Annotated in this window: 17 protein-coding genes and 4 pseudogenes; 7 read left to right on the top strand and 14 right to left on the bottom strand. The window is 69.9% G+C overall.

What is annotated here, in order from left to right; translation table 11 throughout:
- Positions 1-262, bottom strand: a pseudogene (locus AB0E90_RS33910) (hypothetical protein); the annotation flags it as partial.
- Between the two features lie 1,667 nt (positions 263-1,929).
- Entirely contained in the window at positions 1,930-2,769 is an 840-nt protein-coding gene (locus AB0E90_RS33905) for an NAD(P)H-binding protein (protein ID WP_360415103.1), read from the bottom strand.
- 79 nt (positions 2,770-2,848) lie between these two features.
- On the opposite strand from AB0E90_RS33905, the gene AB0E90_RS33900 reads away from it, so the two are divergent.
- Positions 2,849-3,526: a helix-turn-helix domain-containing protein gene (locus tag AB0E90_RS33900; RefSeq protein ID WP_360415101.1), complete on the top strand. Its 678-nt coding sequence runs from the start codon at positions 2,849-2,851 to the stop codon at positions 3,524-3,526.
- Between the two features lie 82 nt (positions 3,527-3,608).
- Here AB0E90_RS33900 and AB0E90_RS33895 read toward each other — a convergent pair whose 3' ends face one another.
- The 3 genes and pseudogenes from AB0E90_RS33895 to AB0E90_RS33885 form a co-directional block, all read right to left on the bottom strand.
- Complete coding sequence (locus AB0E90_RS33895; protein ID WP_360415099.1) at positions 3,609-4,286, bottom strand: HAD family hydrolase; 678 nt, start codon at positions 4,284-4,286, stop codon at positions 3,609-3,611.
- Between the two features lie 85 nt (positions 4,287-4,371).
- Positions 4,372-5,109 (bottom strand): annotated as a pseudogene (locus AB0E90_RS33890) (DJ-1/PfpI family protein); the annotation flags it as partial.
- 62 nt (positions 5,110-5,171) lie between these two features.
- Complete coding sequence (locus AB0E90_RS33885; RefSeq protein WP_360415097.1) at positions 5,172-5,756, bottom strand: isochorismatase family protein; 585 nt, start codon at positions 5,754-5,756, stop codon at positions 5,172-5,174.
- Positions 5,757-5,910: 154 nt separating this feature from the next.
- Between AB0E90_RS33885 and AB0E90_RS33880 the strand changes: the two genes are divergently transcribed.
- Positions 5,911-7,257, top strand: a complete 1,347-nt coding sequence (locus tag AB0E90_RS33880; RefSeq protein ID WP_360415095.1) for an alpha/beta hydrolase — start codon at positions 5,911-5,913, stop codon at positions 7,255-7,257.
- Positions 7,258-7,339: 82 nt separating this feature from the next.
- On the opposite strand, the gene AB0E90_RS33875 is transcribed toward AB0E90_RS33880, so the two are convergent.
- Positions 7,340-7,699: a hypothetical protein gene (locus tag AB0E90_RS33875; protein WP_360415093.1), complete on the bottom strand. Its 360-nt coding sequence runs from the start codon at positions 7,697-7,699 to the stop codon at positions 7,340-7,342.
- A 333-nt stretch (positions 7,700-8,032) separates the two neighbouring features.
- Here AB0E90_RS33875 and AB0E90_RS33870 point away from each other — a divergent pair.
- A pseudogene (locus AB0E90_RS33870) lies at positions 8,033-9,937 on the top strand (glycoside hydrolase family 48 protein); the annotation flags it as partial.
- 9 nt (positions 9,938-9,946) lie between these two features.
- Here the strand turns inward: AB0E90_RS33870 and AB0E90_RS33865 are convergent.
- The 4 genes from AB0E90_RS33865 to AB0E90_RS33850 all read right to left on the bottom strand — a co-directional run bounded on the left by AB0E90_RS33865 (position 9,947) and on the right by AB0E90_RS33850 (position 12,654).
- Positions 9,947-10,876: a sugar kinase gene (locus tag AB0E90_RS33865; RefSeq protein ID WP_360415091.1), complete on the bottom strand. Its 930-nt coding sequence runs from the start codon at positions 10,874-10,876 to the stop codon at positions 9,947-9,949.
- Complete coding sequence (locus AB0E90_RS33860) at positions 10,873-11,514, bottom strand: bifunctional 4-hydroxy-2-oxoglutarate aldolase/2-dehydro-3-deoxy-phosphogluconate aldolase (RefSeq protein ID WP_360415089.1); 642 nt, start codon at positions 11,512-11,514, stop codon at positions 10,873-10,875. Before AB0E90_RS33860 ends, AB0E90_RS33865 begins: the two co-directional genes overlap by 4 nt.
- Positions 11,504-12,115, bottom strand: coding sequence for a hypothetical protein (locus AB0E90_RS33855; RefSeq protein WP_360415087.1), 612 nt, complete (start codon positions 12,113-12,115; stop codon positions 11,504-11,506). Before AB0E90_RS33855 ends, AB0E90_RS33860 begins: the two co-directional genes overlap by 11 nt.
- A 68-nt stretch (positions 12,116-12,183) precedes the next feature.
- A complete protein-coding gene (locus AB0E90_RS33850) occupies positions 12,184-12,654 on the bottom strand; it encodes a hypothetical protein (protein WP_360415085.1) in 471 nt (156 codons plus the stop codon).
- A gap of 86 nt (positions 12,655-12,740) precedes the next feature.
- Between AB0E90_RS33850 and AB0E90_RS33845 the strand changes: the two genes are divergently transcribed.
- Positions 12,741-13,646 (top strand): NADP-dependent oxidoreductase, encoded by a 906-nt coding sequence (locus tag AB0E90_RS33845; RefSeq protein WP_360415083.1) that lies wholly within the window; start codon positions 12,741-12,743, stop codon positions 13,644-13,646.
- Positions 13,647-13,651: 5 nt separating this feature from the next.
- On the opposite strand, the gene AB0E90_RS33840 is transcribed toward AB0E90_RS33845, so the two are convergent.
- The 3 genes from AB0E90_RS33840 to AB0E90_RS33830 are packed head-to-tail and all read right to left on the bottom strand — an operon-like array spanning position 13,652 to position 16,729.
- On the bottom strand, positions 13,652-13,798 hold the full coding sequence (locus AB0E90_RS33840) for a hypothetical protein (protein WP_360415081.1): 147 nt from the start codon (positions 13,796-13,798) through the stop codon (positions 13,652-13,654).
- Positions 13,799-13,855: 57 nt separating this feature from the next.
- Complete coding sequence (locus tag AB0E90_RS33835) at positions 13,856-14,386, bottom strand: CocE/NonD family hydrolase (protein ID WP_360415079.1); 531 nt, start codon at positions 14,384-14,386, stop codon at positions 13,856-13,858.
- 51 nt (positions 14,387-14,437) lie between these two features.
- Positions 14,438-16,729 carry a bifunctional diguanylate cyclase/phosphodiesterase gene (locus AB0E90_RS33830; protein WP_360415077.1) on the bottom strand — a complete coding sequence of 764 codons (2,292 nt, stop codon included), beginning with the start codon at positions 16,727-16,729 and terminating at the stop codon, positions 14,438-14,440.
- 613 nt (positions 16,730-17,342) lie between these two features.
- On the opposite strand from AB0E90_RS33830, the pseudogene AB0E90_RS33825 reads away from it, so the two are divergent.
- From AB0E90_RS33825 to AB0E90_RS33815, 3 genes and pseudogenes are all read left to right on the top strand, one after another.
- Positions 17,343-17,438 (top strand): annotated as a pseudogene (locus tag AB0E90_RS33825) (hypothetical protein); the annotation flags it as partial.
- Positions 17,439-17,512: 74 nt separating this feature from the next.
- Positions 17,513-19,042 (top strand): N-acetylmuramoyl-L-alanine amidase, encoded by a 1,530-nt coding sequence (locus AB0E90_RS33820; protein ID WP_360415117.1) that lies wholly within the window; start codon positions 17,513-17,515, stop codon positions 19,040-19,042.
- Positions 19,043-19,085: 43 nt separating this feature from the next.
- Positions 19,086-19,451 carry a VOC family protein gene (locus tag AB0E90_RS33815; protein ID WP_360415075.1) on the top strand — a complete coding sequence of 122 codons (366 nt, stop codon included), beginning with the start codon at positions 19,086-19,088 and terminating at the stop codon, positions 19,449-19,451.
- Here AB0E90_RS33815 and AB0E90_RS33810 read toward each other — a convergent pair.
- Positions 19,448-20,629, bottom strand: coding sequence for an FAD-dependent monooxygenase (locus AB0E90_RS33810; protein ID WP_360415073.1), 1,182 nt, complete (start codon positions 20,627-20,629; stop codon positions 19,448-19,450). The two genes, AB0E90_RS33815 and AB0E90_RS33810, sit on opposite strands and share 4 nt — an antisense overlap.
- Between the last annotated feature and the right edge of the window lie 59 nt (positions 20,630-20,688).

The following is a 20,688-nucleotide window of genomic DNA, read 5'->3' as shown; positions in this document are numbered from 1 at the left end:
CGCCGTCGGCCAGTAACACCGCCAGATCAACCGCGACCCGGCCCGGCTCATGCGCGGAACGACGCAGCCGGTCCAGCCCCAACGCTTGAATGAAACCCCTGGTCAGACCGGTCTTATCGGCGAGGTCGGTGAGCAGTCGGGTGCCGGCGTGACCGACCACGCCCCGAGCACCACCGGTGACGACAACCTTCGGACGCGTGCCGGTACTCTGCACCTTGAGAGTGCCTTCCGTGCGGGACGATCTTGACTCTAGACAAGCCAGATCATCCCAGATCAGAAGGCACTTTCGCGTTCCCGGACGCCGTCACCAGCGCCCCTTGCTGAAGGGCCGAGGCTAACCAGTAACGCAACACACCGCCGACACGCGACTCCGGCAGAGTATCCGTCACACGGATGCTGGATATCACCAATTTTGGGCGATTTATCTGTCAATTACGGAATCATTTTTTCTCCGCTCCCCGGCGCCAACCAATAGCTTGTACCTTTCATCCGCCGGCGTCGACCGCCGGATCGCTCTGTCCGGCAGTAAACAATAGTTGTTGATTGGTCACGCAACTACCCGATCTACCTTTTCTGGGATTGGCATAATCAACCCTTGGCGCCCGCTCTCCACGGTGCGGAAGAATGTATTCATGCGACTGCGGCAGCTCCAGTTATTCAACAACTCCGAGCTTGCCGCCATGCGTGATCGAACCAAAGCTCGCAATTATTCGGCGCAGGCGGATGACTTTCGCCGCGAGCACGAGCGTCATCGGCGTTGGGGCCTTGCACGGCGCCACGCCCGGAAGCTGTGCCGGTCGCAGGGTTGCTCAGCCGAGTGCGGGGCGGTGGGCCTGCATGACGACTTCGAAGAGATTCCACCGTTGATCTGGAACGACGAAACCGTGATGCGGCCACCGCGGCGTGCGCCGGGTTGCAAGGCCCGGGTCGCACGGGACTTGCCACCGAGTCGTGAACAACAGCTCAGCCGCTCTGGTCCCGCCAATCCGGCGAAGACGGTCCGCCAGCCCGACCAGACAGAGCAGGCAGACCGCACAGCGCAGGCCAACCGCACAGCGCAAGCCAACCGCACAGCGCAAGCCAACCGCACAGCGCAAGCCAACCGCACAGCGCAAGCAGACCGCGCAGCGCAGGCAGACCGTGCAGCGCAGGCAGACCGTGCAGCGCAGGCAGACCGTGCAGCGCAGGCAGACCGTGCAGCGCAGGCAGACCGTGCAGCGCAGGCGGAAGCAGCCCAGGCGGAAGGGGCCGGCCGAGCCGAAGCGGTCGAGCAGGCGCAAGCGGTCGACCATGCGCAAGCTGTTGGTGCGGCTGAAGCAGCTGGCCAGGAGGGGGCGGCACGGCGGCAAAAGCTCGGCGGCAACTGTGGATCTGAGGTGCAGAGTGAGCGGCGTCGACCGGCCGGGGCAACTACCCGGTCCGGGCGCGGCCGGCGCCTGCGGCCTTCCCCGGGACCGGCAGCCACCTCCCGCCGCGTGCGGGAGGTGGGCAGTGCGACGCCGACGAGGGTTTCCGAATTGCGGCAGCCGGACGGTCGTCGCCGATATCGCGTCACGGCACGCGCCGAAAACGCAGCCGGCTCGGCGCGGCATATCCGGACATCACCGCGTCGAAACAGCCGGATGCGCCGCCCTGTCGATCGTAACAGAAATCGGGAAAATGCGCGGGCACCGCCCGTCCGGAGAAAGGCACTGACAACATTTTCGCGGGCCTCGTGCGGGCCAGCAGAAACCGCTTCCTGACAACGATTGAGCGCGCGCGGAATTTGCCCCTGCGGTGAGCCGGAAGCGCGATTCCGGCCCGGTTGGAATGCTGGCGAAAAAGAGAGCGGCTAGCTGCGGACAACCCAAGAATAGGCGCGATGCGGCTGGACGGCGCTCAGTGATGCCGCCCGGCCTGCGCACGGCTGCGGGGCGGCTGCGACGTTGGTCAGGAGGATGTGGCTACAAAGCGTTCGATGAAGTCTCGGGTGGGGGTGGCGGGACGGCCGATGACCTTTTCGATGGTCGGGTCGGTTACGGCGAATTCGCCGCGGCGGGCGGCGCGGAACATCCCGAGGGTGAAGTCGGCGAACTCGCCCGCGGCTGCCCGAAACTCCTCGTCGTCGAGCACCACTCGGGTGATCGGGCGGCCGGTGATCTCGGTCAGGATGCGGGCCACCTCGGTGAAGTCGACCAGGGACGGGCCGGTCAGTGGCGCGGTGATGCCGTCGAGCAGGCCCTCCGTCGTGACGGCGGCTGCGGCTGCCTCGGCCAGGTCGGTGTGGGCGGTCCACGACACCGGGCCGTCGGCGGGCAGCGCCAGCACGCCGGCCTCGAGGGCTCGGGGCAGGTAGAAGCCGAGTGTGGTGACGTAGAAGCCGTTGCGCAGGACCGTGAACGGGACGCCCGCTTCGGCCAGGTAGTCCTCGGTTGCGGCGTGCACCGCCATCGGGCCGAACTCGGAGTCGTGCGCGGCTGCCTGGTGGCCGGTGTAAAGGATCCGCTGGGCGCCGGCGGCGACCGCGGCGTTGATGGCGGTGCGGTTCGCGGCGATGGCGGTGGCGGAGTCGCGGATCGAGGCCGAGACGATCAAGACCTGGTCGGCACCCTCGAATGCGTTCGCCAGCGAGGCCGGGTCGGTGAAATCGCCCCGGCGGACGCGCACGCCACGGTCGGCCAGGTGGGCCGCCTTGCCCGGGTCGCGGACGCTGACGCCCAGCTCCTGCCCCTGGAGCAGGTCGACGATCTGGGAGCCGAGCTTGCCGGTAGCGCCGGTAACGACGATCATGATTTCTCCTTAACGTTGGTAACACCGGAACGTTAGCACTGATTTTCCGGCGTTACGCAAGAGCTGTTATCGTCGTTACATGGACGAGGTGCGGGCCGCGATCATCGCGGCGGCCAGTCGGTTGCTGACCGAGGAAGGGGCCCGCGGGGTCACCACCCGCGCGGTCTCCCAGGCGGCCGGGGTGCAGCCGCCGACCATCTACCGGCTCTTCGGTGACAAGGACGGCCTGCTCGACGCGCTCGCCGAGCACGCGATGGCGGCCTACGTCGGCGAGAAGTCGATCGAGACCGAGCTTGACCCGCTGACGGATCTTCAGGTCGGCTGGCGCAGCCATATCGCGTTCGGGCTGGCCAACGCTGATCTGTTCCGGCAGCTCAGCGACCCGCGGCGGCGCAACTCACCGGCCGTGGCGGCGGGCGACGCGGTCCTGCGACGGCGGGTACACCGGCTGGCCGCGGCCGGCCGGCTGCGAGTCAGCGAGGAGCGGGCGGTCGAGATGATCCAGGCCGCCGGCCGGGGCACCGTCCTGACGTTGCTGGCCCACGGCACCTCGCCGGCCCACGACGATCGCGGCCTGGGCGACGCGATGTTCGACGCGGTCACCGCGGCGATCCTCATCGACGCGCCGGCCGTGCCGGCGAACGACACGATGGCTGTCACGGTCGCGTTCGCAGCGATCATCGATCAGCTGCCGGCGCTCACCGACGCCGAGAAGGCGCTCACCGCGGAGTGGCTCAGCCGCGTAACCAAAGGCTGAGCGCGACCACAGGCTGAGCGCGACCAAACGCGGGGCGCAACCAAAGGGCCGAAGTGGCCGAAGTGGCCGAAGTGGGACGTGATCAAGCGTTGAGCGGCAGGTCGGCCAAGGAGCGGATGCGGTGCGGCTCGTCGTGCGGGCCCTCGTCGCGGCGGTCCAGGTGGACCGCCTGCAGGCCGGCTGCCCGGGCGGCCAGCACGTCCAGGTCGTGGCGGTCGCCGACGCTGAGCACCGAGACCGGTGGCAGGCCCCACCGCTCGCAAGCGCCGAGGAACGCGGCTGCGTCGGGCTTGGCCGCGCCCACGTCCTCGACCGTGAAGACCGGGCCCACCCGGCCGGCCAGCCCGGTGCGGGCCAGCTTGCTGTGCTGCTGCTCGGTGGAGCCGTTGGTCAGCACGGCCACCTCGAGGCCGGCGGCGGCGATGGCGGCGAGCGCGTCGTCGACGTCGGGGAAGGCGCGCCAGGACGACTCGTACGCGGCCAGGTATCCGTCGAAGATTTCGTCGAGCGCTTCCTCGGCGTACGCAATCCTGATGGTCGGGAGGAAGTCGCGGAGCCGGCGCCGCCGCTGCTCGCGGAAGGTCACGGTGCGCTCGCGCCAGGCCACCATGTGGCGTTCTTGAATTTCGTCCCAGCGGGTGATCAGTGATGGCGTGCAGGTCACGCCGAGTGATGGCAGCCAGCGACGCAGCGCTTCGGCTGTCGCGGTCTCCTGGTCGACGAGGGTGTTGTCGAGATCGAGCAGGACGCCGCGCAGCATGGCGCCAGACTACGGGCGGGCGCAGGCGGCGGAGCATGCGGGCGTCGGTGAAGCCGACCGCCCGGGCCGCGGCGTCGACCGTGGTGCCGTGGCCGATCAGGTATTCGGCGCGTTCCACTCGCAGGAGTTGCTGGTAACGCAGCGGGGTGCGGCCGGTGGCGGCAGAGAAAAGCCTGGTCAGCGTGCGTTCGCTGACGCCGGCCGCGGTCGCCAGCTCGGGCAGGGGCAGCGGTGCGGCGAAGTCGGCGTCGATCCGGTCCTGCACCCGATGCACCACATCGGACAGGTGGGCGCGGTGCCGCAGCATCGCGCTGGCCTGCCGCTCGTCACCGTTACGCCGCGCGTAGACGACCATCTCGCGAGCCACCCGCGCCGCGACCGCGGGACCGTGACGTAGCGCCACCAGGTGCAGGGCCAGGTCGATGCCGCTGGCGATGCCGGCCGAGGTCACCACCCGGTCGTCGCTGACGTAGAGCACGTCGCGCACCACGGTGGCCCGGGGGAAGGAGCGAGCCAGTTGGTCCTGCAGGTCGTGGTGGGTGGTGCAGCGGCGGCCGTCGAGCAGGCCGGCGCGCCCGAGCGCGTCGGCCCCGGCGCACACGCTGGCCACCGTGCCGCCCGCCGTGTGGTGGTCGGCGAGCCGTTGCAGGGTCGCATCGCCGAACGCTCCGTAACCAGTGCGCCAGCCCGGAACCACGACCAGGTCGTCGGCGGTCAGTGACGGCCAGTCACGGTCGGCGTGCAGGGCCACGCCCTGCCAGGTCGGCACCGGGGTGGCCTCGGCGACGTAGGAGAGGTCGTAGCCGTCGGCGGTGCCGAACACCTGCGCCGGCCCGGCCAGGTCGAGCAGGTGCACCTGCGGGGTCAGCACGAAAACCACCCGGCTCACGATCCGGTCACACCTCCCGTGGTGGTGACAGTGGCGAAACGGCCGGCCAGAGCGTATTCGGTGCGGGTCTTTACGTCCGCCGCGGAAAGCGTACGCGGATCGGCCAGCAACTCCGCCACGGACTGGTCGGCCGGCGCCTCCCAATGCGGGATCGGGAACGTTCCGGTGGCATCGGTGACGTAGGTGACGTCGTACCCGAAATCGGAGGCGACCCGGGCGGTGGTCTCCACGCACTGCTCGGTGCGCAGCCCGCAGACGGTCACCGACCGCACCCCGGCCACCGTCAGCGTCTGCCCGAGATTGGTGGTGGAGAACGCGTTGTGCGAGGTCTTGACGATGGTCGGCTCGTCCGCGAGGGCCTTGAGCTCGTCCACGATTCGCACGTAGCCGTTCGCCGCATCGAAGAGCCCACCGGAACCCGGCTCGTTGTGCAGCACCCACACCACCAGCTCGCCCTTGGCGCGGGCGTCGTCGACGAGCCGCTGCACGTTGCCGATCAGGTCCGGGTTGTCGAGGGTCTGCCACAGCGGCCGGGCCCGGAAGGACTCCTGCGCGTCGATCACGATCAGAGCGTTGGTCATACCTAGATTCTTCGCCGCCGGACCGCTCCGCCGATAGGCATCATCCGGGCCTGGAGAGGAACGATCCGGTCAGTTTCGTGCCCGCCGGATCTCAGGGTCGTCTCGGGGGCTTTCCCGATTAACCACCCGGCTCTCATCGACCAGCATCGAGGCCATGAACATGTTGCTCTCCGTTCTCCTGGCCGCCGCGCTGCCGATTCCGGCGCCACCGCCGGCCACCGAACTCGACTGGCACACCTGCGGCAAGGCCATGGATGCCCAGTGCGCCTTTCTCACCGTTCCGGTCGACTGGTCGCACCCGGCCGGCGAGAAGATCGACATCGCGGTCGGCCGGCGGCTCGCCCACGACCAGGACCACAAGGTCGGGACGCTGGTGTTCGGGCCGGGCGGTCCGTGGGATCCGGGCGTCTCCCGGGTGACCGACGGCTACGACCGGTTCAGCGACACCCTGCTCGACAGGTTCGACATCGTCAGCTTCGATCCGCGCGGCTCCACCGGCAGCCATCCCGTCAGCTGCCCCGCCGAGAAGGCGCCCTATCCGGTGCTGAGCAGCCAGCAGGACTTCGACGCCACGCTGAAGTTCAACCACGACTACTGGGCCGGGTGCGAGCAGCTCACCGGCGATCTGTGGAACCACGCGGACATGACCAGCAACGTGCGCGATCTGGACGCGCTACGGGCCGCCCTCGGCGAACGTCAGCTCACCTTCCAGGGCAGCTCCTACGGCACGCTGCTCGGCGAGGCGTACGCGGAACGCTATCCGGACCGCACCCGCGCCATCGTGCTGGAGAGCGTCGACGACCACAGCAGCCGGTCCACCGCCGAGTTCCTGATCGCACAGACGCAGGCGTCCGAGGACGCGTTCGACGCGTTCGTGACCTGGTGCAACGGCACGACGGCGTGCAAGCTCCACGGCAAGGACGTGGCCGCGGTGTGGAACCGGGTCTACGAGTCGACCGCCCAGACACCCTTCGACCTGGTCGCGCTCACCTTCAAATCCACCAAGGACGTCCAGTACGGCAGACTCGCGGACTACCTCGCCGCGGTCGACGGGGGCGCCGACGGCATGTCGGTCGGACTGCCACCAGTGGTGCTGCCGGCGTTCTGCGCGGACTGGTCGCTGCCGGTGCGCGACTACCGCGAGTACGCCTCACTGCTGCGTCAAGCGGCCAGGGTGGCGCCGCACACCCACTTCCCGGCGCAGGTGTTCGCGCTGACCGCCTGCCTCGGCTGGCCGCGCGTCGCCTACCCACAGCACGACCTGCACGTGCACACCGCGACGCCGCTGCTGCTGCTCAACTCGCGGCACGACCCGGCCACCGGCTGGAACTGGGCACGCAACGTGGAACGCCAGCTGGGCCGCCACGGCGTGCTGGTCACCTACGAGGGCGCCGGCCATGGCTCGTACTCGATCAGCCCCTGCATGCGCGCCGTCGCCGACGCCTACCTGATCTCGCTGACCGTGCCGCCGCGTGGCACGTCCTGCGCGGACGGCACCTGACGGCGATCAGCGGAGAGCGGACTCAAGACCAGGGCCCACTGCGCGGTCACGTCCGGCGGCACTTGTCCGACAATCACATTGATCAGCGCCAGCACCGCCGTGATACCACGGCGGTGCTGGCCCGGGCGCCGTCGGTGCACTGCTGGGCTGCCAGTTCGCCGACGAAGTCCAGGATCGGCTCGCGGTCGGTCAACGGGGCGAACGACAACAACGCGTGCAGCCGTCCGTCGCGGCAACCGGCGGCGCCGAACGCCTCCTCCTCGGCCAACTCGGTCAGCAGCCGCACGATCAGGCGGGCGATGAGGTATTCGCCGAACGTGGCGTGCAGGAAACTCGTACGTGTGCAGTCGAGCGCCGCCGCGGGTCGCCTGGCCGCGCAGTCCTGCCAGGAAATCGAGCAGGGCAATCCCGGTGAAGGCGTACCGACATCCGCGTAACTCACCACCCTGGAGGCGTCACGCAGCGTACAACCTTCGGCGAAACGATCCGGTCCGGTTGCAATGGGAGCGCTCCCATGTAACGATCGGCATCGATGTTTCTACGGCGTTTCGTCCGATTGTCCGGCCGGGACGCCGCCCCACCGTCTCCCGCCAGAGACCCGATGAGCGGTCACACCGACGATCCCCGGTAACCACGTCGGCCGCCCCGCTAGGAGGATTGCATGGCTCCCCTATCTCGTAGAGGATTCGTCGTCGCCGTCGGCGGCACGATCGCCGGCGTTGCCGTCGGCGGCGCGAAACTCGCCTCCGCCGCCGAGGCGCCGGCGCTCGTCGCGGACGAGTACTCGCAGAAGTTCCTCGACCAGTACGCCAAGATCAAGGCCGCCGCGAGCGGTTACTTCAGCCCGCAGGGCGTGCCCTACCACTCGGTCGAGACGTTGATGGTCGAGGCGCCGGACCACGGTCACGAGACCACTTCGGAGGCGTTCAGCTACTGGATGTGGCTGGAGGCGACCTACGGCCGGGTGACCGGTGACTGGGCGCCGTTCAACGCCAGCTGGGCCGCCGCCGAGAAGTTCATCATCCCGACCGCTGCCGACCAGCCCAGCAACACGTCCTACAACCCGGCCGCCCCGGCCACCTACGCTCCCGAGCACCCCGCGGTCTCGGACTACCCGAGCGCGCTCGACAAGAGCGTGCCGGTGGGTCAGGACCCGATCGCCAACGAGCTGAAGTCGGCCTACGGCACCGCCGACATGTACGCGATGCACTGGCTGCTCGACGTGGACAACGTCTACGGCTACGGCACCACCGCCGGCAGCGGCGGCGAGAACGGGCCGTCCGCCTCCGGTCCCTGCTACATCAACAGCTACCAGCGCGGGTCGCAGGAGTCGGTGTGGGAGACGGTGCCGCAGCCCAGCACCGACCTGTTCAAGTACGGCGGCCCGAACGGCTACCTCGACCTGTTCACCGGTGACAGCAGCTACGCCCAGCAGTGGAAGTACACCAACGCGCCGGACGCCGACGCGCGTGCGGTGCAGGCGGCGTACTGGGCGCTCAAGTGGGCGACCGACCAGGGCAACGCGAGCGCGATCTCGGCCTCGGTGGCGAAGGCCGCCAAGATGGGCGACTACCTGCGGTACGCGTTCTTCGACAAGTACTTCAAGCAGGTCGGCGACTGCACCAGCCCGACCGGCTGCGCGGCCGGCAGCGGCAAGAACTCGGCGCATTATCTGCTCGGGTGGTACTTCGCCTGGGGCGGCGCCGAGCCGGGCGGCGGCTGGGCGTGGCGGATCGGCGACGGCGCGGCGCACCACGGCTACCAGAACCCGGTGGCCGCTTGGGCGATGTCGACGCAGGCCTCGCTCGCCCCGAAGTCGGCCACCGGCAAGACGGACTGGTCGACCAGCCTCACCCGGCAGATCGAGTTCCTGCAGTGGCTGCAGTCGGCGGACGGGGCGATCGCCGGCGGCGCCACCAACAGCTGGGACGGCGCGTACGCCACCCCGCCGGCCGGCACGCCGACCTTCTACGGCATGGCGTACGACTGGCAGCCGGTCTACCACGACCCGCCGAGCAACAACTGGTTCGGCATGCAGGCGTGGGGCATGGAGCGCTGGGCCGAGTACTACTACCTGTCCAAGGACGCGACGGTGAAGCCGGTCCTGGACAAGTGGGTGGCGTGGGTCTCGAGCGAGATCACCGCCGACCCGGCCACCGGCGACTTCAAGATCCCGTCCACGCTGGCCTGGACCGGTCAGCCGGACACCTGGGACCCGGCGAGCCCCGGCAGCAACGCGGGCCTGCACGTGTCGGTCGCCGACTACAGCCAGGACGTCGGTGTCACCGCGGCGCTGGTCAAGACCCTGCTCTATTACGCCGCCGCGGCCGGCGACACGGCCACCCAGACCCTGGCCAAGAACCTGCTGGACGCGCTGTCGGTGCACACCACCGACAAGGGCATCTCGGTCGCCGAGACGCGCACCGACTACAAGCGGTTCACCGACCCGGTCTACATCCCGGCCGGCTGGACCGGCACCATGCCCAACGGCGATCCGATCAGCTCGGACTCGACGTTCCTGTCGATCCGATCCTTCTACGAGGACGACCCGGACTTCGCAAAGGTGCAGGCCTACCTGGACGGCGGCGCGGCGCCGTCGTTCACCTACCACCGCTTCTGGGCGCAGGCCGACATCGCGATGGCCTTCGCGGTCTACTCGGAACTGTTCGGCACCGCGTAGGAGTAGGACCTAGCGACGGAGGTCGCCGCCGGTCAAAGCGGCCAGTTCCGAGCGGTCGGGCGCGCCCTCGCAGTCACCGGAGACGGTGACCGCGAACGCGCCCGCCGCGATCGCGGTGGTCAGGCGCTGCACGGGGGCGGCGCCGGCCAGCCGGTCGGCGAGGTAACCGGCCACGAACGCGTCCCCCGCGCCGACCGGATCGACCACGGTCACCGGCAGCGCGGGGGCGCTGAGCCGCTCGCCGCCGATCTGCGCGGTGCAGCCGTTGCCGCCGTCCTTGAGGATCACCTCGGCCGGCCCGAGTTTCGCCAGGCCGCCGAGCAGGTCGTCGGCGTCGACGAACAGCGCCGCCTCGTCGGGGCTCGCGAACACGATGTCGGCCATGCCGACCAGGTCGCGGAACACCGGGGCGGCGTCGTAACGGGACCACAGCTTGGAGCGGTAGTTGATGTCGATCGACACCGGTACGCCCGCGGCGCGCGCCGTCTCGACCGCCTGGAACACGGCGGACCGGCAGGTCTCGCTGAGCGCCGGGGTGATGCCGGTGACGTGCAGGACACCGGCCTCGCGCACCTCGGCCGTCGGGATGTCGGCGGGCGACAGCCGGGAGCCGGCGCTGCCGGCCCGGTGGTAGTCGACGTGCGCGAACTCGCCCGACCGGCGGTAACGCACCATCAGCCCGGTGAACGTCTCGTCCGGCACGACCAGGGCGCGCACCCCGGCGGCCTCGAGCCGGGCCTTGATCAGGGCACCGGTGGCATCCGGCCCGACCCGGCCGAGCCAGGTGGCGGATCCGCCGAGGCGGGCCACCCCGACGGCGACATTGCTCTCGGCGCCGCCGATGCCGAACGAGAAACCGCGGGCGTACGCCAAAGGGCCGATGCCGTCCGCCGCGACCAGCCCCATCGTCTCACCGAAGGTGAAGAGGCCCCCGGTCATGACCGGGCGAACTTGACCGCACTGACCGCGTGCCGTGCCCGCGCGGCCAGGGCCGCCATGCTGCCGCCGGAGGCGGCGTCGCCGATCAGCGGGCCGCCGAGCCCGACCGCCTTCGCCCCGGCGAACAGCCAGTCGGCGATGTCTTCGATCTTGATGCCACCGGTGGGCATCACGTTGATCTGCGGGAGCGGGCCGCGCACGTTGCGCAGGAAGCCGGGGCCGAGGTTGGCCGCCGGGAACACCTTGACCAGCGGAGCGCCGGCCCGGTATGCCCGGAACATCTCGGTGGGAGTGGCCGTGCCCGGATAGAAGGGCACCGGGGAGGACCGGACGAGCTCCTCGTCGAGGTGCGGCGACACCAGGAACTCGGCGCCCGCGTCGACCGCGCGTTTCGCGTCGTCGGCGCTCAGCACCGTGCCCGCGCCGACCGTCACCGAGGACGGCAGCTGGCGGCGCACGCCGGCCAGGGCATCGATGGCTCCCCGGGAGGTCAGCGTTACCTCGAGGGCGGTGATGCCGGACTCGAGCAGCACCTCGGCCACGGCGGCGAATCCATCGGAGGTCGGTGCCCGCAGGATCGCCACGATCCCGCTGCGGACCACCGCGGCAGTCACATCGTCGAGCTTCTCATCGGTCACGACTTAGATCCTGCCCGATGTCCGCAAGATCATCCAGTGCTGGTCCACGTGACGGACGGCGCATCAACAGGCGAGCCCGGCCGCGCCGGTCTCCATTGGACAGTTCGGGCCGGGCCGGGGCGGCGGTCGCCATGTGCAACTCGTCCCGGATTGCCTCCTCGAGATGCTGCATGACCAGCGGAACCTGGGTCAGCAGCTCACGGAAATGAATCTGCGGCTGCACCCCCGACACGGATGCCGGGTTCATCTCTCCGTGCAGCTTCTGCAACAGAACGTGTACGGCGAGGGCAGCACTACGCACCGGCCCTGATGCGAGCAGCCGCACTCGCATCAGCGCCGGGGCCACCTCGTCGACATAGGCGAGCGCCGAACCGGCCTTGTCACCGGAGTCGTACGCGGCCCGCAGCCGGTAGGTGTCACGTTCGAAGACGGAGAGCAGGGCGACGTACGCGTCCTTGCGCTCCTCGTACCACCGCCGGGTCTTTCGCCGGGTGTTGCGCGCATGTTCGGTCCGGGCCGTCACTAGCTGTGCCGTGACTGCCCCGACCAGGGCAAACACCACGGCGATGAGGGGTAGCCCCCACCATGGGATCTGAGACACGCGATAACCGTAGCGATGCCGGGCCGACCGGTCATCCGCGTCGCTCCCCGTCGACCCGGCGGTGACGCTCAGCGCAGCAGGGCCGGCACCGCGGTGAAGACGTCGGCGCTGGTGGAGTTCGAGCTCAGCGCGGCCACGACGACGCCGCCGCAGACGCAGAGGAACAGCACACCGATGACGGCGTACAGGATGATCATGACGACCATGCCCGGCCACTTCTGCGGGGGTGCGCCCAGCGCGCCACCGATGAAGGCGATCACCGGCGCGCGGTACTCCAGCTCGACGACCTGGCCGGCGTAGATGTTGACCGGCAGGTCGGCCGAGCCGAGCTTCCACAGGTACGGAACGTGCACGTGCAGCTGGTACTGACCCGGCTGCAGCGGGATGAACTGCTGGCCCCAGGTGTTGCCGACCCGCTGGCCGTTGATCTCGATCACTGGCTTGAAGAGCGCCAGCAGGAAGGTCATCCAGTTGTATTTAGTAGTCAGCGAGATGCCGCTTCCCTGCGACGCCTGCTGCTGTGGTTGCTGCGGGTACACGTTTGCTCCCCATGATCGGCGAGGGCAAAGGATAAGGGCCTGCCACCCTTGACCTCAACCTCGGTTCAGCTTGCAGAGTGAACCTCATGAGAGCTGTGGTGTTCGACCGCTTCGGTTCGCCCGATGTGCTGCGTATTGCGACTCTGCCCGACCCGGAGCCGGGGCCGGGTGAGGTGCGGATCCGGGTGCGGGCGGCGGGCGTGCAGCCGTTCGATGTCGGATTTCGGCAGGGCGTCATGTCCTGGGCCCCGGCGAGCTTCCCGCAGCAGATCGGCCAGGAGTACTCGGGGGTGGTCGATCGGCTGGGCGAGGGCGTCACCGAGCTGGCGGTAGGTGACGCGGTGCTGGGCTCGACCATGTTCAACGCCTGCGCCGAGTTGCTCTGCGTGCCCGTACCCCAGGTGGTGCGTAAGCCGGACCGCCTGGATCTCCCGGCCGCTGCCGCGTTCGTCGCGGCGTCGCAGACGGCGACCGGGGCTCTCGCCGAGCTCGCGGTGGGTGCGGACGACGTGCTGCTGGTGCACGCCGCGGCCGGGAGCGTGGGCACGATCGCGGTGCAGCTCGCCCGGCGGGCGGGGGCCACGGTGATCGGCACGGCGTCGCCCGGCAATCACGATTACCTGCGGCAGCTGGGTGCGATTCCGGTCGCCTACGGCGATCAACTGCCGGCGGGGGTACGCGCCACGGGGCACACGCCGACCGTGGCGCTCGACGCGGCCGGCGGTGACGCGATCACACAGTCGGTGACGCTCGGAATCTCACCCGATCGAGTCGGCACCATCGTGGACGACAAGGCCGCGGCCGAGCACGGCGCCCGGGTGGTGCGCGCCGGCCGCGATCCGCGCCGCCTGGCCGAGGTGATCGAGCTGGCCGGGGAGGGCCAGGTCGTCATGCCGGTGCGCGCCTATCCGCTGTCCGACGTGGTCGCGGCGCACCGGGTGGTCGAGTCCCGGCACGGCCGCGGCAAGGTCGTTCTGGTCGTGGAACCCTAGGCGGCCTAAGCGGTGATGGTGTCCCAGGAGAAGGCCAGCAGGGCGCAGGCGGCGCCGAGCAGCGCGAGGCTGATGCCACGGGTGCCGATCGGCAGGGCCGCGAGGACCAGCAGGATGACGGCGATCACGTAAAGAAGTCCCTGAATGGACATTGTTACTCCTCGATCAGTGGGGGGTGCGGCGACGCAATACCCCACTGATCAAGAGCGCTAAACCACCGGCAGCACCAGCGTTGACGTGTGCCGCACCGTGGTGTCGGTGGAAACCATCCGGGTGGCCGGTCCGGGCGGCTCGCCGGTGCCGTAATTGCGCAGGAAACGCGGGTGGGCGCCGCCGCTGACCTGCAGCCGGATGCGGTGGCCGGGCTGGAACCGGTGGCCGGCCGGTCCCATGTCGACGATGACCCGCCCGCCGCCTGAGAAGCGGGTCAGCCCGTCGCAGATGTTGATCGCCTTGCCGGCCGGGTCGACGTCGCAGAGCCGGGCGAACAGATCGCCGCAGGCGGCGGTGGTGGAGACGTCGAACTCGGCGCGCACCGGGCCGGTGATCTCGACGCCCTCCACCAGCGCCTCGCCGGTGAAGACGACCACGTCGGAGCGTCCCTCGAGCGGGGCGTTGTCGCGCTGGCCCTGCGTCGGTGACTGCAGCGGTCCGCCGATCGACGGGGTCGGATCGGCCGGGTCGTACCGGAAAGTCGTCCCACGACGCCCGGCGGCGGCCACGACGACAGGTCGCGCCACTCCTGGGCGCCGCCGATGAAGAGATGATCACCGGCCTGGTGACACAGGCGGTCAGGCCGGGACCGGGCGCTCGATCCAGTTCGTGAGGTTCTCGGCGCGTTCGGCCTTGCCGTAGAACCAGCCCTGGATCAGGTCGCAGCCCTGTTCGCGCAGCCAGTCGCGCTGGACCGCCGTCTCCACGCCCTCGGCCACCACGCGGTGGCCCATGGCGTGGGTCATCGCCAGGACCGCGCGGACGATCGGCTCGTTGGTGCCGATCTCGCCGACGTCGTCGATGAACGAGCGGTCGATCTTCACGATGCCGACCGGCAGGCGGTGCAGGTAGCTGAGCGACGAGTAACCGGTGCCGAAGTCGTCGATGCAGAGCGTGACGCCCAGCGAGTGCAGGGCGTTCAGGGTGAGCAGCGCGGCCTCGATGTCCTCCATGACGCCGGACTCGGTGATCTCCAGCCAGAGCGCCTCCGGCGGCAGGCCGGTCTCGCGCAGCACGTCGTCGACCAGCGTGACCAGCGAGCCGTCGCGCAGCTGCCGGACCGCCACGTTGACCGAGACGTGCAGCGGGCGCGCGTGCGGGCCGCGCAGCGCGATCCATTCCTGCAACTGGGTCACCGATTCGCGCAGCATCCAGGCGCCCATCTCGGTGATCATCCCGGTCTCCTCGGCGATCGGGATGAACTCGACCGGCGAGACGAACCCGAGCTCGGGCGAGGACCAGCGCATCAGCGCCTCGAAGCCGTCCAGCTCGTCGGTGGCCACGTCGACGATCGGCTGGAAGTGCACGGCCAGCTCGCGCCGTTCCAGCGCGCCGCGCAGCGCCTGCTCCAGCTTGACCCGGTCGCGGACCTGCTCGCGCAGCGACGTGTCGAACAGCGCGTACGCGTTGCGCCCGGCGCCCTTGGCCTTGTACATGGCGGTGTCGGCGTCCCGGATCAGCTCGATCGCGTGCGCCCCGCCGGTCGACTTGGCCACTCCGATCGACGCCGACACGACCACTTTGCCGACCGACAGCGCGAACGGCTTGGCGAACTCGACCAACAGCCGGTCCGCGAGCGACTCGGCGAGCCGCAGGTGCGACGCGCTGGCCAGAGCGATCACGAACTCGTCGCCACCGATGCGGGCCACCACGTCCTCGGCGCGGACCTGCTCGCCGAGCCGGCCGGCGACCGCGCACAGCAACTCGTCGCCGACCGCCGGGCCCCAGTGGTCGTTGATCATCTTGAACCGGTCGAGGTCGATGAAGAGCAGGCTGATCTCGAGGTGCTCACCGGTGGCCCGGCCGGCCCAGGCGGCTACCGTCTCGGAGAGCAGCTCCCGGTTGGGCAGGTCGGTGAGCGCGTCGTGGGTGGCCCGCCGCCGGGTCATCCGCTCGGCCTTGACCCGGGAGTTGTTGGAGCGCACCACCCGGCCGAGCACGCTCAGCACGATCAGCGCGCACAGCCCGGCCCGCACCAGGTCGTTGAGCGGAGCGCCGACCGGCATCAGCGACGTGATCACCGTGGGCACGACCACGACCAGCGCGATCACGGTCATCCGCAGCTTGCTCATGGTCCGTACGACGATCTTCTGCGGCTCCATCAGCGTCCGGGTCGACGGATGCAGCGCCGCCGCCGGGATGAGCACGAACATCAGCAGGAACGCCGCGTTGCTCGGCGTCTGGGAGATCGCGATCAGCCCGGCGTCGCGCAGGCTGAACAGCAGATCGCCGGCGAACATGCAGGCCGCGGCGACGATCATCAGCCAGAGGGCGGCCTGCTGCACCCCGCCGGCCAGCATGAGCTGCGCGACCAGGATCAGCATGACCACGTCGAAGATCGGGAACAGCGCGTCGAGCACCTGATAGCCGGAGAGGTTCGACGAATGCACGGCCGGCGAGATCACGAACGTCCAGGTCAGGAACGCCGCGGCCAGGCCGACCAGAATCGCGTCGACCCGAGCCGGATCGTCGTCCGCCGCCCGGCGGCGGCGCAACATCATCAAGAACGCATAACCGAGGCAGAGGTACGCCGGGACGATGAACGAGTTCGGGATGAGCGCGATGGCCGTCGGCGGCGTGGACATGGTGCTCGGCACGAGCGCACGGATGACGGTGGCGACGATGAACAGCCAGCCGCCGACGCGGATCAGCCGCCACGGCTGCCGGTCGGCCGCCTCGAGATTGCGCTGGGGACCGAGGTAGAGCGACGCCATGCCGGCCACCATCGCGATGACCGAGGCCGGGGTCTGCACCCAGGCCGGCCCGGCGCAGTAGATCGCGACCAGGGGCAGGCCGGCCGCGACATGCAACCAGGCCCAGCGCGCGCGTAGCGGCGCTGCTCTCCCGGCGACGGCGTCGGCTGTGGTCACGCCCCTGCCATCGGCATCCACTTGACGATCTTTACCAAACCGTCTGTGACGACAGCTACGCCTATTAATCCTTTATGTCGTTTTTGTCATGAGAAATATCCTCATGTAGTTGGTGATTTCCGGGACGGATGCGACGTCAGACCGGCAACGTGACTGGTGGCCCGATCAACCTGTATCACGGGGGTTCACGTGCACCGGAATCGGACGAAGCTCCGCGCCGCCCTTTTCCTCGCCGCCATCGTCGCGGCCCCGGTCCCGCCCGCGTCCGCCGCTCCGGCCGACCCGGCGCTGCAGACCATCCCGTTCCCGGACGCCGCTCACGGGCGGACGACCAGACCGTTCAGCATGCTCGGCGTGACCTGGGCCGACCCGGGCGCGACCGTCGACGGCGCGATCCAGGTGCGCACGCGCGCCGCCGGCACCCGGCGGTGGACAGCGTGGCAGGCGCTCGAGGCGGACGGCAGCGCCGCCGACGACCGCCGTGGCGCCAGCGACCCGATCTGGGTGGGCGCCTCCGACGCGGTCGAGGCCCGGATCGCCGGCGGCCGCCGCGCGCTTCCGACCGGCTTGCGAGTCGACCTGATCAACCCCGACGCCGAAAACCGTTCGTCCGATAAACGTTCGTCGGACGAACGTTCGGGCGATAAACGTTCGGGCGACGAACGTTGGGGCGACGAACGTTGGGGCGACGAACGTTGGGGCGACGAACGTTGGGGCGACGAACGTTGGGGCGACGAACGTTGGGGCGACGAACGTTTATCGCCCGAACGATTCGCGGCGTCGATGTCACGCCGTGCCACGGCCGACGTGCCGCTGCCGACCCGGCCGGTCCCGCGCATGGTCACCCGGGCCGGCTGGCACGCGAACGAGGCGATCGTGCGGGCCGCGCCGACCTACACCGGCCCGGTCGGCGTCTTCTTCGTGCACCACACGGCCACCGGCAACGGCTACAGCTGCGCCGACTCGGCCGCGATCGTCCGCGGCATCCAGGCCTACCAGGTGCGCACCAAGGGCTGGGACGACATCGGCTACAACTTCCTGGTCGACAAGTGCGGCCGGATCTTCGAGGGCCGCGGCGGCGGCGTGAACCGGTCGGTGCTCGGCGCGCACACGATGGGCTTCAACTCCAACGCCAGCGCGATCGCCGTGATCGGCACCTTCGACGGCGTCGGCGTCTCGCCGACCGTGCGCACCGCGATCGCCACCGTGGCCGCCTACAAGCTGGGCGCCGCCGGCAACCCGCCGGACGGCAAGGTCGTGATCACCTCCGGCGGCGGGCCCCGCTATGCGGCCGGCGCCCGGGCCACGCTCTGGCGGATCTCCGGCCACCGCGACGCCGGCCGCACCGCCTGCCCCGGCGACAGCCTCTACCGCCAGCTGCCGGCGATCCGGGCGATCGCCGGCGCGGCCACGGCCGGCCTGCGCTACCTGCGCATGCCCGGCGCCTCGCGGTACGGCACGACGCTGTACACGAAGGGGCTGATCCGCCCGCTCTGGAACGTCACCACCCCGAGCGCCCTGATCAACCGCTTCGAGATGTACGTCGACGGGAACCTCGAAGTGGCCACGCCCGGCACCCACCGCACCACGGCGCTGCGACTGGCGCCCGGCGATCACGTCGTCACGATCAAGGCCGAGCATCTGTCCGGCAAGGTGAAGATGGTCGGCGCCAAGGTCGTCTCGGACGCGGTCGCCCCCGAGTTCGTCTCCGGGCCGACGCTGGCGCTGCGGACCGGCTCGCTCGACGGCTCGGTGCCGATCCAGCTGCAGTGGACCGCCGACGACGCGAACGGCGTCGCCGCCGTGGCCATGACCAGCCCGTCGACGATCAACCTCGGGACCGTCGTGCACAGCCGCAACGGCACGCTTGCTCCCGGGCGGTCGGCCACCTTCGCGCTGCGGGCGGCCGACCGGGCCGGCAACACCGTGGACGGGTCGGTCACCCGTACACCAGTGGTCGTCTCGGAGGCCGCGGCACAGCGGACCGGAACGTGGCGCACGCTGAGCAACCCCGGTTATCTCGGCGGGGTGGCGCTCGGCGCCACCGCCGCCGGATCGTCCGCCACCTGGCATTTCAGCGGAAGCTCGGCGGCGATCGCGGTGAGCCGGGCGGCGCAGTCCGGACGGATGCGGGTCATCGTGGACGGCGACGACCTGGGCGTCATCGACCTGGGATCACCGAAGACCGTCTACCGCCAGGCGATCTGGTCACGGTCGTGGCCCACCAGCGGCGATCACACGGTACGGGTGGAAGTGGAGGGCACTCCGGGCCGGCCGGGCGTGGTTCTGGACGGGCTCGTCTACCTGCGATGAACCTGACACAAGATGTCAGCCTCTGCGGACCAGGATGGGTGTCATGACAGGAATCGCCTCTCTGGCAATGATCAACCTCGACGCCGCCGATCCGGCCGCGCAGGCATCCTTCTACGCGCAACTGCTCGGCTGGGAGGTGCTGCACAGCCAGGCGGAGTACGCCATGGTCGGCGACGGCTCCACCAGCATCGGCTTCGGTCAGGTGCCCGGTTACGCCGGGCCGGGCTGGCCGGCCGAGGCCGCACCGAAGCGCTACCACCTCGACTTCTACGTCGACGACCTGGACAAGGCCGAGGAGCAGGCGATCGCGCTCGGCGCCACCAAGCCGGCCGAGCAGCCGCAGCCGGATCGCTGGCGGGTGCTGCTCGACCCGGGCGGCCAGCCGTTCGACCTCTGCATCCGCAGCTAGTTGGTGAGGGCCGGCGCGTACTCCTTCAGGGTGATCGCGTCGGCCTTGAGGAATTGCTTGGCCAGCATCTGCTTCATCGGCCAGTGGCCCATCATCGACATCGACATGGCCCGCGCCCGGATCATCCACCGGCTGTTCGGCGCCGACATCGCGATCCCACCCGGCGGCAGCTGCGTGCCCTGCGCGACGTAGTCGGCCATCTGCTCCTGGTAGGCCGCGAACGCGTCGGCCGGATCCTTCGCGGCCGCCAGCTCGCCGCCGAGGACGTACGCGCCGACCAGGCTCATGCTGGTGCCCATGCCGGCCAGCGGTGATCCGCAGTAACCGGCGTCGCCGAGCAGCACCACCCGGCCGCGTGCCCACTTCCCGACGTGCACCTGGGCGACCTCGTCGAAGTAGAGGTCGTCCGCCGCCGGCAGGGCCGCCAGCAGCGACGGCACCCGCCAGCCGACACCGGCGAACCGCTCGGTCAGCACCCGCACCTGCTCGTCGCGGGAGATCCGGTCGTAGATCGCGGGCGAGCGGAAGCTGAGGCTGGCCTTCGCGGTGCCGCCGGCCTCGGGGCGGACCACGACGGCCCGGCCGCCCGGCGCGTTGAACATCGTCGACCAGTTGCCGAGGTCGCCGGGGTCTTCCACGGTGAAGTACGAGCTGTAGCCGCCGAGCGGGCGGACGAACTCGGTGTGCGGCCCGAAGGCCAGGGCCCGGACCCCGGAGCGGACGCCGTCGGCGCCGACCACCACGTCGAACTTCGCTGTTCCGCCGCTCGCGAACGTCACGTCGCCGCGCTCGGTCAGAGCGGCGACCTTGTCGCCGAAGCGGTAGGTCACGCCCGCAGCGGTGGCGTCGTAGAGGACGCGTGCCAGGTTGCCGCGGGCGATCTCGATCTCGGCGACGATGCCCTCGCCGCCGAACATGTCGGCCGGCAACTCGGCCATCCGGCGGTTGCGGGCGTCGACCAGGGCGAAGCCGCGGTCGTCGATCTGCTCGGCCCGGATGGCCTCGCGCACGCCCATCTTTTCGATCACCCCCTTCGCCACCCCGCGAACGTCCACGGCGTGCCCGCCCGGGCGCGGCGACTTGGCCTTCTCCACCACCGTCACGTCGGCGCCGGCCCGTTGCAGCCAGAGCGCCAGCGCCGGCCCGGCGATCCCCGCGCCGGAAATCAGAACCCGCATATCCCCGTCCTCCTGCGTACTCCGTATATCGATGTACTAGCCAGGGTAGGGTCGGTGTT

Source organism: Actinoplanes sp. NPDC026619 (assembly GCF_040638295.1).
In the GTDB taxonomy this organism is placed as follows: Bacteria; Actinomycetota; Actinomycetes; order Mycobacteriales; family Micromonosporaceae; genus Actinoplanes.
Note: the sequence above shows the minus strand (reverse complement) of the source record. Positions and strands in the feature narration are given on the sequence as shown.

What these genes read in the sequence shown, in the direction of transcription:
- AB0E90_RS33905 (WP_360415103.1), bottom strand. Translation starts at nt 2,769, where the DNA reads ATGATCGTCGTTACCGGCGCTACCGGCAAGCTCGGCTCCCAGATCGTC.
- AB0E90_RS33900 (WP_360415101.1), top strand. Translation starts at nt 2,849, where the DNA reads ATGGACGAGGTGCGGGCCGCGATCATCGCGGCGGCCAGTCGGTTGCTG.
- AB0E90_RS33895 (WP_360415099.1), bottom strand. Translation starts at nt 4,286, where the DNA reads ATGCTGCGCGGCGTCCTGCTCGATCTCGACAACACCCTCGTCGACCAG.
- AB0E90_RS33885 (WP_360415097.1), bottom strand. Translation starts at nt 5,756, where the DNA reads ATGACCAACGCTCTGATCGTGATCGACGCGCAGGAGTCCTTCCGGGCC.
- AB0E90_RS33880 (WP_360415095.1), top strand. Translation starts at nt 5,911, where the DNA reads ATGAACATGTTGCTCTCCGTTCTCCTGGCCGCCGCGCTGCCGATTCCG.
- AB0E90_RS33865 (WP_360415091.1), bottom strand. Translation starts at nt 10,876, where the DNA reads ATGACCGGGGGCCTCTTCACCTTCGGTGAGACGATGGGGCTGGTCGCG.
- AB0E90_RS33845 (WP_360415083.1), top strand. Translation starts at nt 12,741, where the DNA reads ATGAGAGCTGTGGTGTTCGACCGCTTCGGTTCGCCCGATGTGCTGCGT.
- AB0E90_RS33840 (WP_360415081.1), bottom strand. Translation starts at nt 13,798, where the DNA reads ATGTCCATTCAGGGACTTCTTTACGTGATCGCCGTCATCCTGCTGGTC.
- AB0E90_RS33820 (WP_360415117.1), top strand. Translation starts at nt 17,513, where the DNA reads ATGTCACGCCGTGCCACGGCCGACGTGCCGCTGCCGACCCGGCCGGTC.
- AB0E90_RS33815 (WP_360415075.1), top strand. Translation starts at nt 19,086, where the DNA reads ATGACAGGAATCGCCTCTCTGGCAATGATCAACCTCGACGCCGCCGAT.
- AB0E90_RS33810 (WP_360415073.1), bottom strand. Translation starts at nt 20,629, where the DNA reads ATGCGGGTTCTGATTTCCGGCGCGGGGATCGCCGGGCCGGCGCTGGCG.